General features: G+C 72.1%; 15 protein-coding genes. 1 reads left to right on the top strand and 14 read right to left on the bottom strand.

What is annotated here, in order from left to right; genetic code table 11:
• Positions 1-41: 41 nt before the first annotated feature.
• Positions 42-1,370 (bottom strand): ribosome biogenesis GTPase Der, encoded by a 1,329-nt coding sequence (gene der / locus VK611_06175; protein ID HMG40896.1) that lies wholly within the window; start codon positions 1,368-1,370, stop codon positions 42-44.
• Positions 1,367-2,821: a DUF512 domain-containing protein gene (locus tag VK611_06170; protein HMG40895.1), complete on the bottom strand. Its 1,455-nt coding sequence runs from the start codon at positions 2,819-2,821 to the stop codon at positions 1,367-1,369. Before VK611_06170 ends, der begins: the two co-directional genes overlap by 4 nt.
• A 142-nt stretch (positions 2,822-2,963) precedes the next feature.
• On the opposite strand from VK611_06170, the gene ispH reads away from it, so the two are divergent.
• Positions 2,964-3,998, top strand: coding sequence for a 4-hydroxy-3-methylbut-2-enyl diphosphate reductase (gene ispH / locus VK611_06165; protein ID HMG40894.1), 1,035 nt, complete (start codon positions 2,964-2,966; stop codon positions 3,996-3,998).
• Positions 3,999-4,088: 90 nt separating this feature from the next.
• Here the strand turns inward: ispH and VK611_06160 are convergent, their stop codons facing one another.
• The 12 genes from VK611_06160 to VK611_06105 all read right to left on the bottom strand — a co-directional run bounded on the left by VK611_06160 (position 4,089) and on the right by VK611_06105 (position 12,867).
• Positions 4,089-4,838 carry a lysophospholipid acyltransferase family protein gene (locus VK611_06160; GenBank protein HMG40893.1) on the bottom strand — a complete coding sequence of 250 codons (750 nt, stop codon included), beginning with the start codon at positions 4,836-4,838 and terminating at the stop codon, positions 4,089-4,091.
• Entirely contained in the window at positions 4,831-5,487 is a 657-nt protein-coding gene (cmk, locus tag VK611_06155) for a (d)CMP kinase (GenBank protein HMG40892.1), read from the bottom strand. The genes VK611_06160 and cmk overlap by 8 nt, the downstream gene beginning before the upstream one ends.
• A 28-nt stretch (positions 5,488-5,515) precedes the next feature.
• Positions 5,516-5,956, bottom strand: coding sequence for a type II toxin-antitoxin system VapC family toxin (locus VK611_06150; GenBank protein ID HMG40891.1), 441 nt, complete (start codon positions 5,954-5,956; stop codon positions 5,516-5,518).
• Positions 5,953-6,258 carry a toxin-antitoxin system HicB family antitoxin gene (locus VK611_06145; protein HMG40890.1) on the bottom strand — a complete coding sequence of 102 codons (306 nt, stop codon included), beginning with the start codon at positions 6,256-6,258 and terminating at the stop codon, positions 5,953-5,955. The genes VK611_06150 and VK611_06145 overlap by 4 nt, the downstream gene beginning before the upstream one ends.
• 39 nt (positions 6,259-6,297) lie before the next feature.
• Entirely contained in the window at positions 6,298-7,554 is a 1,257-nt protein-coding gene (aroA, locus tag VK611_06140) for a 3-phosphoshikimate 1-carboxyvinyltransferase (GenBank protein ID HMG40889.1), read from the bottom strand.
• Between the two features lie 379 nt (positions 7,555-7,933).
• Complete coding sequence (locus VK611_06135) at positions 7,934-8,950, bottom strand: prephenate dehydrogenase/arogenate dehydrogenase family protein (protein HMG40888.1); 1,017 nt, start codon at positions 8,948-8,950, stop codon at positions 7,934-7,936.
• Between the two features lie 77 nt (positions 8,951-9,027).
• A complete protein-coding gene (gene aroH, locus VK611_06130) occupies positions 9,028-9,396 on the bottom strand; it encodes a chorismate mutase (protein ID HMG40887.1) in 369 nt (122 codons plus the stop codon).
• 12 nt (positions 9,397-9,408) lie between these two features.
• Positions 9,409-10,146, bottom strand: a complete 738-nt coding sequence (locus tag VK611_06125) for a pseudouridine synthase (protein ID HMG40886.1) — start codon at positions 10,144-10,146, stop codon at positions 9,409-9,411.
• Positions 10,146-10,964, bottom strand: coding sequence for an SMC-Scp complex subunit ScpB (gene scpB, locus VK611_06120; GenBank protein ID HMG40885.1), 819 nt, complete (start codon positions 10,962-10,964; stop codon positions 10,146-10,148). The genes VK611_06125 and scpB overlap by 1 nt, the downstream gene beginning before the upstream one ends.
• Positions 10,961-11,755 carry a segregation/condensation protein A gene (locus VK611_06115; GenBank protein ID HMG40884.1) on the bottom strand — a complete coding sequence of 265 codons (795 nt, stop codon included), beginning with the start codon at positions 11,753-11,755 and terminating at the stop codon, positions 10,961-10,963. Before VK611_06115 ends, scpB begins: the two co-directional genes overlap by 4 nt.
• A gap of 106 nt (positions 11,756-11,861) precedes the next feature.
• The gene (locus VK611_06110) at positions 11,862-12,404 is read right to left on the bottom strand and encodes a hypothetical protein (protein ID HMG40883.1); all 543 of its coding nucleotides are present in this window, start codon (positions 12,402-12,404) and stop codon (positions 11,862-11,864) included.
• A gap of 139 nt (positions 12,405-12,543) precedes the next feature.
• Complete coding sequence (locus VK611_06105) at positions 12,544-12,867, bottom strand: TraR/DksA C4-type zinc finger protein (GenBank protein ID HMG40882.1); 324 nt, start codon at positions 12,865-12,867, stop codon at positions 12,544-12,546.
• Positions 12,868-12,924: the final 57 nt, after the last annotated feature.

Raw genomic sequence — 12,924 nt, 5'->3', positions numbered from 1 at the left:
TAAAACATGGGTGCACGCGTACACGTAACGTTCGACCCCTCTCACGACGTCCGGCGGCGGACGCGGAGCTTCACGGGCGTGGCGCCCAGGTCGAACGCCTCCCGCAGCTTGCGCTCGATGTAGCGGAGGTAGGTCCGGGGCAGCTCGCGGTTGGCGAACAGCGTGAACGTCGGCGGGTCGGTCGCCCCCTGCGTGGCGTAGAGGACGCGGGCCCCGCCGGGCGCCGCCTGCATCTGCTGGGCCGCCTGGATCACGTCGTTGACCTTCCGGGTGGGCACCCGCCGGTGGTAGGCGTCGATGCTGTTCTCCAGCGCCGGCATCAGCTTGTGCACGCCCTTGCCCGAGATCGCGGTGATCGGCAGCACCGGGGCCTCGCCGACGAACCGCAGCTTGTCACCCACCTGCCAGCGCAGGTCGGCCCGCTGCTCCGTGTTGAGCAGCTCCCACTTGTTCAACAGCACGACGATGGGGCAGCCGGCGGCGTCGATCCGCTCGGCCAACCGCTGGTCCTGGCCGGTGACGCCATCGACGGAGTCGATCACCAGCAGCGCCACCTCGGACTTGTCGACCGCCTCCAGCGCCCGGACGAGCGAGTAGTACTCGGTCGCCTCCGACACCTTGGACTTGCGCCGCATGCCCGCGGTGTCGACCAGCCGGATGCGCCCCAGCTCGGTCTCGATCACGGTGTCGATGGCGTCGCGGGTGGTGCCGGGCATGTCGTGGACGACGGCCCGGTCGTCGCCGATGAGGCGGTTGAAGAGGGTCGACTTGCCCACGTTCGGCCGGCCGATGATGGCGACCGACACAGCGGTCTCGTCCTCGGACTTCTCGGCCGCGTCGAGGTCGTCGTCCACGACCAGCTCGGGCTCGTCGGCCGGCGGCAGCATGTCGACCACCCGGTCGAGCAGGTCGCCGGAACCCCGGCCGTGGAGGGCGCTCACGGTGAGGGGCTCGCCCAGGCCGAGCGACAGGAGCTCCCACTTCAGGTTCTCGTGGGTGAGATCGTCGACCTTGTTGGCGACCAGGAGGACCGGCTTGCCGGAGCGGCGCAGCAGCTCGGCGACGCGGCTGTCGTCCTCGGTGATGCCGGTGGTCGCGTCGACCACGAGGAGGACGAGGTCGGCGTCGGCGATGGCCCGCTCCGCCTGGTGGCTCACCTTCTGGTCGAGGGTGTCGCCACCGACCATCCAGCCGCCGGTGTCGACGATGAGGAAGTCGCGGCCCAGCCAGTTGGCGTCGAGGTCCTTGCGGTCGCGGGTGACGCCGGGCCGCTCCTCCACGATCGCGGCCCGGCGGCCGACGACCCGGTTGATCAGCGTCGACTTGCCGACGTTGGGTCGGCCGACGATGGCGACGACGGGCTGGGTCACGAGGTCACCAGGCCGAGAGCGTCGCGGAGCGCGGCGCCCGTGGTGGGGACGACCTCGACGGGGTGCGGCAGGTCCTCGGGGCCGGTGCCGTCGAGGAAGCGCCCCTGCGACAGGCAGACGTCGGGAAGCAGGTAGCGGTGGCCCGAGGGCTGGTCGAGCAGCACGCGCTGCAGGTCCTCGCCGACCATCAGGCCCGACACGGCGATGTTGCCACCGAAGTAGCGGTTCTCGACGGGGACGAGGCGGACCTCGGGGCGGCCGAGCTGGGCCACGAGCGGCTCCAGCACCTGGGCGCCGTACGGGGCGGTGAGGATGGCGACGGGAGCGTCCTTCCGGGGGCTCAGCTGCACGGACTGCTCGGACTGCTCGGACGACCGGACCGTGCGGTAGGGCTCGTACTCCGAGTCGACGGACTTCGATAGGTCGCCGTCGGCCCACTGGAAGAAGCCGCCGCGCTCACACCCCGAAATGTGCACCGAAGCGGACGGAATCCGTGCGTTTCCGTGCACATTTCGGTGGGCTTGCTCGGCGGGGCCGAGGAGCTCGGCCTCGAACGAGCGGGCCATGCCGATGCCGTCCTCGTGCATGGAGAAGTCGCCGTACGTTGACGCGGACGGGAACGGGCGGGCCGCGAGCAGGTAGTACTCGTCGCCGGCGAAGACCAGGCGGCGGCCCAGGGCGGACAGGAAGACCGACTGCCAGTCGTCCACGGCCTCGACGACGGCCTCCGCCTCCGACCGGGTGTGCGGCCGCATCCGGGCCTCCCGGTTGTAGCGCGACACCCCCAGCGGCACGATGCACAGCGACGCCAGCTCGGGGTAGCGGTCGAGCACGCCGGCCAGCGTGTCGTCCAGCACCGCACCGTCGTTGACGCCCGGGCACACCACCACCTGGCCGTGCACCTCGACGCCGTGGTCGAGCAGCGCCCGCAGCCAGCGCAGGCTCGTGGCGCCCCGCCGGTTGCGCAGCAGCTCCGACCGCACCTCGGGGTCGGTGGCGTGGATCGACACGTACAGCGGGCTGAGCCCCTCGGTCACGACCCGCTCCAGGTCGGCCTCGGTGAAGCGGGTGAGCGTGGTGAAGTTCCCATAGAGGAACGACAGCCGGTAGTCGTCGTCCTTCAGGTAGAGGCTGCGGCGCAGACCCGGGGGCAGCTGGTAGATGAAGCAGAACTCGCAGTGGTTGTCGCAGGTGCGCACCCGGTCGAACAGGGCGGAGTGCACCTCGACGCCCAGCGGCTCGCCGGCCTGCTTGTCGACGGCCAGCGACGTCTCGGCCAGCGTCCCCCGCCGGATGTCGAGCACGACGTGGGGCTCGTCCACCAGCATCCGCCATTCGATGAGGTCACGGGGCATCTCGCCGTTCACCGTGAGGATCTCGTCGCCCTCCGCCACGCCGGCGCGCGCGGCAGGGGAACCGGGCGCGACAGCGACGACACGGGGAACGGACATAGCCAGCCAGCTTACGGCGCTTGGGCCCTCGACCCGGCCCTCATCCTGAGGCATGTTGGGCGGAGACCGATCGATACCCCCGCCAACCACCCCGCCGCCCCCCCCAAGCGGTCTCGGCTGCGCCGAGGCGTACCCTTGGTGGGTGGCCGTCGAGAAGGTGTTGCTGGCAGCGCCGCGGGGCTTCTGCGCCGGGGTGGAGATGGCGATCAAGGCTCTCGCCTGGATGGTGCGGGCCTTCGAGCCGCCTGTGTACTGCTACCACGAGATCGTCCACAACCAGCTGGTGGTCGACCGCTTCCGCGACCTCGGCGTGGTGTTCGTCGACGACATCGCCGAGGTGCCCGACGGCCAGCCCATCATGCTCTCGGCCCACGGCTCCGCCCCCGAGGTGGTCGCGGCGGCCAGGGCCAAGGGCTCCTACGTGGTGAACGCGGTGTGCCCGCTGGTCACCAAGGTGCACCACGAGGTGAAGGTGCGGGCCGGCAAGGGCTTCCGCATCGTCTACGTGGGCCACGAGGGTCACGAGGAGGCGGTCGGCACGATGGCCGTCGCCCCCGAGGCCATCGACCTGGTCGAGTCGATCGCCGAGGTCGACGCCATCGAGATCGCCGACCCCGAGACGCCCGTCGCGCTCCTGGCCCAGACCACGCTGTCGCACCGCGACTGGTCGGCGATCGCCGAGCGGGCCGCCGAGCGCTTCCCCGCCCTGTGGCGCCCCGGCCGCAGCGACCTGTGCTTCGCCACCACCAACCGGCAGTCGGCGCTGGCCGAGATCGCCCCCCGCAGCGACGCGGTGGTGGTGATCGGGTCGGCGAACTCGTCGAACACGCGGGCGCTGGAGCGGCTGGCGGTCGAGTCGGGCTGCCCCCGGGTGTTCCGGGTGAACGGCGCCGCCGAGCTGCCCGACGACCTCACGGGGATCGTGGGCGTCACCGCCGGGGCGTCGGCCCCCGAGGAGCTGGTCGAGGCCGTGATCGCCCACCTCGCCCCGACGGCGGGCGTCGAGGAGGTGCGCATCACCGACGAGGACGAGTACTTCCCCCCGCCCCGCGAGCTGCGCGACATGCTCGCCGGCATCGACGTGGCCGCCACGTTCGCGTTCGGTGGCTCCGTCCCCGACCGCCCGTCGCTCAACGACCGCCACCTCGAGGCCAGCGACGTGCTGTCACTCCTCTGACCCGAAACTTCGACAGAGACGGTCGCTATGGCGCCATCTCTGTCGAGATTTCGACCCGGCCCCGGCCCCCGGCCCTGGCCCCGCCTCGACCTACGCGGTGCCGGCGCGGCGGCGGGCGTCGTCGAACACCGTCTGCACCGCGGTGTGCAGCTCCTCGGTCAGCTCCCGGACGACCCGGCGGGGCACGCGGCCGGTGCCGTCGCCCTTCGGGACCGGGATGGGCTCGCCCACCACCAGCACCACCTTGTGGGGCTTGAGGAACTTGGCGCCCTTGGGCATGGCCTCCTCGGAGCCGCCGATGCCCACCGGCACCAGCGGCACACCGGTGCGGGCGGCGACGTAGGCGGTGCCGTCGAACACCTCCTGCACCACCGGCCCCGCCTGACGGGTGCCCTCGGGGAACATGACCAGCGGCTCGCCGTACTCGATCACCTGCATGCAGGTGCGCAGCGACGCCCGGTCGGCGTGGCCCCGGTGCACGGGGAAGGCGCCCAGCATGTTGAAGAAGCGGCCGGGCCACTTGTACTTCCAGATCGACGCCTTGCCCATGTAGCGCATCCGGCTGGTGCGCACGAGGGCCACCAGCAGGAAGTCGACGTTCGACCGGTGGACGGGCGCCAGCACGAACGGCCCGTTCTTCGGCACGTTCTCCTTGCCGACGACCTCGACCCGCAGCCACACCGCGGCGATCGCCGTGAGGAGCAGGTGGATCCCGCGGTAGACCGCCCGCTCGTACCACTTGGGCGGGTGGACGTCGATCGGGTCGGCCCGGGCCGTATCGACTTTGGTGGCCTTGGCGGCCTCGTCCTTCTCCGCTTCCTCCGACGCCACGTCAGTCATCGACGTGACCCTCGTCGACCCTCCGGGCCAGCAGCTCGACGATCTCCTCCACGATCTCGTCGAGGCTGAGGTCGCTGGTGTCGAGCGCCACCGAGTCGGACGCCTGCTGCAGCGGCGACGCCTCCCGGCCGGAGTCGTAGGTGTCTCGCCGGGTGATGTCGGCGGCCACGGCCTCGTAGCTAAGGTCGGACGCCTCGGCGGCCCGCCGCTCGACGCGGACCTCGGGCCGGGCCGTGAGGTACACCTTGAGCACCGCGTCGGGGAAGACGACCGTGCCGATGTCGCGCCCCTCCATCACGCCGCCGTCGCGCTTGTAGGCCCACTCGCGCTGGCGGCGCACCAGCTCCTCGCGCACCTGCGGGTTGGCGGACACGACCGACACCGCCCGCGACACCTCGGGACCCCGGATCTCGATCGACGCGTCGACCCCGTCGACCCGGATCGAGCTGTCGGTGATCTCCATCTCGACGACCTTGGCCAGGTGGGCCACGGGCTCGGGATCGGCCGGGTCGATCCCCCGCCGGATCGCGGCGAACGTCACCCCCCGGTACATCGCCCCCGTGTCGAGGTACTCGAGGCCCAGCCGCTCGGCCAACAGCCTCGCCACGGTCGACTTCCCCGATCCGGCCGGCCCATCGATCGCGATCACCCTCACGGAACGTAAACCCTAGCCACGGTCAGATCACCTCGAACCCCAGTGACTTCGCCACTTTCGCCTGATCGGCGTCCCTCGTGGCGAACGCGGCGGTCTGGCCCGGCCCGACCAGCTCGGGCAGCATCAGCGACGCCGCCGCGAGGTGCCACGCATCCATCGCCCGGATGCCGTACTCACGCACCAACCCGAGCGCCTTCTCCTCCGCGTCGACCTGGGACACCTTCATCATGGTGATCAGCCCGCCCGCGTCGAGGTCCTCGTCGAGCGACTTCAGGAACTCGTCCGCGTCGCCCCGGCCGGCTCTGGCCGCCCGCACGAGCGCCCCGGACACCTCGATCCACGTCCAGCTGCCGGTGACGGCCGCCACGTCCGCATCGGCCAGCAACGCGAGCGCGTCGGCATGGTCGGGCTCATCCGAGAGGTAGGCCCGCACGAGCGTCGAGGAATCGATGTAGGCGATCACAGCCGGTTACGTTCCTCGTCGATGAGCCGGTCGGCGATCGGGCCGAGCCCGCGTGTCGAGTCGAGGGCCCGTTGGCGTTCCTCCGGCGTCATGCGCGGGCCGCCGTCGGTGGTGCCCGGGTGCAGCATGCCCAGAGCAGCGGCCTTCGCCCGGACCCGGGCGCGGAGGTCGCCCTTGTCGACGTCGACCGTCAGGTCGAGGATCTCGGTGGCGATCGAGTTGATGCTGCGCCCCTCGCGCTGGGCGCGAGCGGCGAGGCGGGCGTGGACGTCCTCGGGGACTCGGAGGAGGAGCTGCTTCATGACCACCATGATATCGCGGTGATGAGTTGATATCGGTGATTATCGGAGCCGATCCAGCTCCTGCCAGAACGTGGGGAACGTCTTGGCAACGCAGGAGGGGTCGGCGATCCGGATGCCCTCGGCACGGAGGCCGAGGAGGGCGAAGCTCATCGCCATGCGGTGGTCGTGATAGGTCTCGATCGTGGCCGGGCGAGGGGTGCCGGGGCGGACCAGGAAGCCGTCCGGCTCCTCGTCGGCGGCGATGCCGCAGCGCCGCAGCTCTCGCACCACGTTGCCCACCCGGTCGGTCTCCTTGGCCCGGATGAACCCGATGCCCCGCACCCGCGTGGGCGACGAGGCGTAGACCGCCACCGCGGCCAGGGTCTGGGCGGTGTCGGACATGTCGCCCATGTCGGCGTCCACGCCCACCAGCTCCCCCCGGCGCTCCACGGTGGTGGCGTCGACCCCCCGCTCCACCCGGCAGCCCATCCGCTCCAGCACGTCGACGAACGCCAGGTCGCCCTGCAGGCTCGCTTTGCCCAGGCCCTCGACGGTCACCCGGCCACCGCAGATCGCGGCCGCGGCGAAGAAGTAGGAGGCGGTGCTGGCGTCCGGCTCGACCTCGTACGACGTGGACCGGTAGCCGCTCGGCGCCACCGTCCAGCCCCGGGAGTCGTCGGTCACGGTGGCCCCGAACGCCCGCATCACCGCCACCGTCATGTCGACGTACGGCCGCGACACCAGCGGACCGCTCGTCGTCACCCGCAGGCCCCCCGGCCACACCGGGCCCACCATCAGCAGCCCCGAGAGGAACTGGCTCGAGGCGTCGCCGGCCACCTCGACCGTCGAGCGGCGGCGGCCGACGTCGGCACCGTGGACGACCACCGGGAGGTGGCCCGGCTCGCCCTCCTCGACCACGTCGACGCCGAGCTGCCCCAGCGCGGCGATGCCGTCGGCCATCGGTCGCCTCCGCAGGGGCGGCGCACCGTCGAGCCGGACCGGTCCCGCCGCCAGCGCCAGCAGCGGCAGCACGAACCGGGCCGTCGTCCCCGACAGCCGGGCGTCCACCGTCGGCACCTCCTCCGGTCGCGCCGAGGTGTCGGGGTCGAGGCCGAGCGCGACGGGGAGGGCCGCGGCCATCGCCTGGGTGTCGTCGGCGTCGAGGGCGCCGCCGATGTCGCTCTCGCCGGGAGGGTCCGCCAGGGCGGCGCAGACGAGGGCCCGGTTGGTGAGGCTCTTCGACCCCGGGGGGCGAACGGTGGCGTCGACCGGGCCCGGCAGCGGAGTGACGGCTCGGGGGGCCGACGACTCCGTCATCCGGAGGGAAGGGGGGTGACTGGGGGCACGTAGGTCTCGTGGTCGTGGGCGTCGAACAGGTGCCATGACGGGGTCGTCACGTACCGCGCCAGCAAGTTACCGGGGAACGCCTGCCGGCGGTCGCGCAATACCGTCACCGCGTCGTTGTAGAACCCACGAGCGCTGACCCACGTCGTGCCAGCCCCCGGACACGTTGCCCTTGCTGTCGCGGGTCTCCCGGTACTGCTCCACCAGCCACTCGAACCACACGCACGGCTCGCCGGTCACCGGCGACGTCAGCACCCGGTCCGGCTGCGCCGTGCCCACCACCTCGTTGCGGCCGACGAGATCTGCTCCCGAGAGTGTGCCAGGCGGCCGGGCGGCGGCCGGAGCGGTCGGTTCAGGCCTGGAGGCCGTCGACCGGGTGCACCGACGAGCGGTAGCCCTTGGCTGCCAGCGCCTCCCGCAGCACCGGCACCGCGGTGGCCTCCACCAGGACGATCAGCACACCGCGTGGCCCCTCGGACGAGTGGGCGATCTCCAGGTCGGCGATGTTGACGTCGAGGTCGGTGGCCAGCGTGGTGACGTCGGCCAGCACGCCCGGACGGTCGGGCACGGGGATGCGCAGCTCGCGCAGGTCGTCGGCCGGCCCGATCAGCACCGGCAGGTTCACCCGGGCGGCCCGGGCCTCCTCCAGCGCGTCGAGGAGCTGCGACCGGTCGCCACGGGCCACCACGTCGCGCATCTCCCCGAGCGCCGCCAGCAGCTCGTCCATCACGTCGACGATGGCCAGCCGGTTCTCGCCGCAGATGTCGGGCCAGATCGCCGAGCTGCCGCCGGCGATGCGGGTCATGTCGCGGAAGCCGCCCGCGGCCAGCCGCAGCAGCGCCCGCTGCTCCTCGCCCCGCCCGGCGGCCAGGCGCATCAGCGTCGCCGCGGTCAGGTGGGGCACGTGCGAGATCACGGCCACCAGCTCGTCGTGGCGCTCGGCCGACAGCGCCACCACCTCGGCCCCGAAGGCGACCACCAGCTGCTGCACCTGGGAGTAGGCCCCAGCGTCGGTGCCGGCCGTGGGGGTGAGCACCCAGGTGGCGCCTTGGAACAGGTCGGGGGTGGCGCCCTCGACGCCCTCCTGCTCGGAGCCGGCCATGGGGTGACCGCCCACGAACCGGGCGTCGCTCACGGCCCCGACGATCGGGGCCTTCACGCTGCCCACGTCGGTCACCAGGCCCGACGTCTTCGCCAGCGCCTCCTGCACCTCGCCCGCCACCGACCGCACGGGGGTGGCGACGAAGGTGACGGTGGCCTCGGGGTCGTCGCCGACGGCGTCGAGGGCCCCCAGCCGCAGCGCCTGCGTCGCCCGGTCGGCCTCGAGGTCGCGGCCGGTCACGTGCCAGCCCAGCCGCCGCAGCGCCATCCCCACCGAACCTCCGATGAGACCGGTGCCGACCACCATCGCGCGCCCCGGGAGGGGCGGTTGACCCAGCGCCACGATCAGTCGGGCAGGTCGTCGCGCAGGTTGCGCGCGCCCTCGAGGTAGACGTGGTGCAGCTCGGGGCGGGTCCGCTCGGTGGTCAGGTGGACCAGCACCCGGATGCAGAGCGGGGTGGCGTCGCGGACGTCGAGCTCCTGGGCGCACAGCAGCGGGATGTCGCCGAGGCCGAACTTGCGGGCCGCCACGGCCGGGAAGGCGCTGTGCACGTCCGGCGTGGCGGTCATGATCACGCTGACGACGTCGTCGTGGTCGATGTCGTTGCGGTCGAAGAGCGCCTCCAGCAGCGCGATCACCCGCTCGAACAGGTGCTCCTTCTCGTCCACGTCGATGGTCGTGGCGCCACGGAGGGCGCGGATGGTCGGGGGCATGGCGGACCGAGACTAGCGGCGCGCCGCTCCGGTGGCGCGCTCCATGGAACGCACTTCGGCCTGCGTGAGCTCCCGCCACTCCCCCGGCGCCAGCTTCCGGTCGGTCAGCGGGCCGATGCGGGTGCGCACCAGCCGCCGCACCGGGTGGCCGACCGCCTCGCACATCCGCCGCACCTGCCGGTTGCGGCCCTCGTGCAGCACGATGCGCAGAGCGCCGTCGCCCACCAGCGACACCTTGGCGGGTGCGGTGCGACCGTCGTCCAGCTCGACGCCGTCGCGCAGCTGCCGCAGAGCCCCCCGGCTGGGCTTGCCCTTCACCTCGGCGAGGTACTCCTTGTCGACGCCGTGCGACGGGTGGGCCACCCGCTGCGCCAGGTCGCCGTCGTTGGTGAGCAGCAGGAGGCCCTCGGTGTCGGCGTCGAGACGGCCGACGGAGAACACCCGGGGCTCGGCGGGCACCAGGCCGACCACGGTGGGGCGGCCCTGGGGATCGGACGACGTCGACACCACGCCCCGCGCCTTGTTCACCAGGTAGTAGACGAGGCCGGGGCGGACGCCGATCGTCACGCCGTCCACCTCGATGCGGTCGGTCTCCGGGTCGACCCGGGCGCCCGGCTCGGCGAGCACGCCGTTCACGGTGACGCGCCTGTCGGCGACCATCTCGTCGCACACCCGCCGGCTGCCCAGCCCGGCCCGGGCCAGCACCTTCTGCAGCCGCTCGCCCTCGACATCCTCGACGTCGTCGGTCACTAACCCTCGCTGCGGGCGGCGGGGGTGTCGTCCTCGTCGTCGAAGTAGGTGTCGACGAAGTCGAGCTCCTCGAGGTCGTCGGACTCGTCGGGACCGACGTCGTCGTCCTCGTCCTCGGCCTCGTCGTCCCCGAGGTCCCCGAGGCCCTCGACCTGCGGGCCGAGGTCGTCGCCGTCGAGATCGTCGTCGAGGGCCGTGTCGTCCCGCGGCATGGCGTCCTCGGGCCGCAGCGGCTCCCGATCGGGGCGCAGGCCCCGCTCCAGCTGCTCCACCACGTCGGCGGCGGGCACGAACTCCCGCAGCGGCGGCAGCTCGTCGAGGCTGTCGATGCCCAGCTTCTCCAGGAACTGCCGGGTGGTGCCGAACAGGATCGCCTGGCCGGGCCCCGGGTCCTTGCCGATCTCGTCGATGTAGCCGCGCTGCTGCAGCGTCCGCATCACGCCGTCGACGCTCACGCCTCGGATCGACGCCACCTGCGCCCGGGACAGCGGCTGCTTGTAGGCGACGATCGCCAGCGTCTCCAGCGCCGCGGCCGACAGCTTGCCGCTCTGGCCCTCGAGCACCAGCCGCTCGACGTAGGGCGCCAGGTCGGGGTGGGTCTGGTAGCGCCAGCCACCGGCCACCCGCACGAGCTGGAAGCCCCGACCGTCGGCGTCGTAGCCGTCGGCCAGCTCACGGCACAGCTCGTCGACCACCGTCGGCGACACCTCGAGCAGCTGCGCCAGCAGGTGCGACGTCAACGGCTCCTCGGCCACCAGCACCAACGCCTCGATGGCCCGCTTGGTCGCCGACCTGAGCCGATCCCCGAGATCCGTCATCCCTCGTAGACGTCCATGGCTTCGAGGGCGCCGAGGTCGAGGTCGCCGCGCTCGGGGCCGCACCAGACGATCTCGATGTCGCCGAAGCGCTCGCCCTGGTCGAGGTCGATCAGGCCCCGCTTGAACATCTCCAGGATGGCGAGGAAGCGGACCACCACGTCGAGCCGCTCGACCAGGCCGCCGGTGAGCCGCCGGAACGTGATGCGCCCCACCCGGGGCAGCTCGTCGGCCAGCTCGGCGATGGCGTCGGTGACCGACACCCGGATCGGCGCAACGTGCTCCAGGTCGACCCGGGGAATCGGCTTGGGGGCGCTGGCCTTGAGGAAGGCCCGCCGCAGGACGTCGCCGGTGATCGCCGCCAGCAGGTCGGGCATCAGACCGACGAAGCGCTCCTCCATCCCCAGCGTGCGGGGGTAGGAGCGACCGGCCTCGCCCGCCAGCACCTGCATGGCGATGGCGGCTTCCTTGAAGGTCTTGCACTCGACGAGGCGGTGGAGCAGCAGGTCGCGCTCCTCCCACAGGGCCAGCTCGTCGTCGAGCTCCATCTCGTCGACCGTGGGCAACAGGCGGCGGCTCTTCAGCTCCACCAGCGTGGCCGCGATCATCAGGAAATCGGTGGTGATCTCCAGGTCGAGGCCCTCGAGGCCCTCGAGCGCATCGAGGTAGCTGATGTAGCCGTCGACGATCGTCGACAGGCTCACCTCGTAGAGGTCCACCTGCTCGCGCAGGATGAGGTGCAGCAGCAGGTCGAAAGGCCCCTCGAAGACAGGGGTCTGCACCTCATAGGACATCGAGCCGATGTTAATCACAACCGTGTCGTTCGCCCGTCACCCGGGGTGGTTCATGTCTTGCGTTCCCCAACTTCCGAGCCACCAGTCTCGCAGCTGGAGAGCGGGATCAGTCGTCGTCGGCGACCTTCAGCGCCACTCCCACCGGCGCCGGCAGGGTCCAGCGCTCGGGGGCGAGGTGGTGCTCCCGGGCCCACGTCACGGTCAGCGGGTCGCTGCCCGCCGCCGCCAGCAGGTCGGCCCCGATCGCGTCGTGGCACAGGTAGCGACCCACGCGGGCCAGCGGCGCCGGGCCCTCGCTCCGCCAACGCTCGGCGCGCTGGTGGCCGGCGACGGCGCCCACCACCGTGGCGATCGCCCGCCGCCACGGCCCGAAGCCCGATGCCACCTTGCCGACGTCGTGGAGCAGCGCCGCCGCCAGCACCGGCCGTGTCGCCGCGTCGCCCAGCTCCGCGGCGGTGCGACGGGCGACGCCCACGGCATGACGCCGGTCGGCCGCCGACATCTGCCGCCACAGGTCGACCTCGCCGGGCAGCAGCTGTGCCGTCGCCCAGGCGTCGTCGCCGGCCGCGGGACCACCGGGCCACAGCGAGCCGAGGAACCGCCGGACGAGATGGACCAGGTGCGTCAAAAGGTTGTGCGGATAGGTCACGTCTGCGAGTCCTCGGCGCTTCGCGGCCGAGAGGTCAAGCCATGCGCGAGCTTCCCGCTCATGGCGCCTGCGGCGCCGGGCCGCTCGGGCCACGCCTCGCCTGTCGGCTCGGCTCCTGGTGCGCCGGCACTGGAGGCCCTCAGGCGTGTTCGATGCAGTAGCGGGTGGCCGGCATCGCCTCGAGACGGGCCTCCGCGATGGGGTTGCCGCAGCGCTCGCACACGCCGTAGGTGCTGGCGTCGAACTTGGCGAGGGCGTGCTCCGTGTCGGCCAACTGCTCGCGCAGCTGGTTGAGCAACGCCTTGTTCTCCCCCTGCTCGGCGGCGACCTGACCGGAGTCGGCGAAGTTCTCGTCGTAGGACAGCTCGCCCTCGCCGCCCAGGGCCACGATCTGGGCGCGGAGTCGCTCGCTCTCGGCCACGAGGCGGCCGCGCAACGTCGAGAGCAAGGTTCTGTCCGGCACCCGAGGAAGGGTACCGGACGGGGCCGATGCACGTCCGAAGTGTCGCCAAGCCGCAAG

The organism is Acidimicrobiales bacterium (assembly GCA_035316325.1).
Lineage (GTDB): Bacteria > Actinomycetota > Acidimicrobiia > Acidimicrobiales > VFJN01 > DASXTK01.
This window is presented reverse-complemented; position numbering and strand designations above follow the sequence as displayed.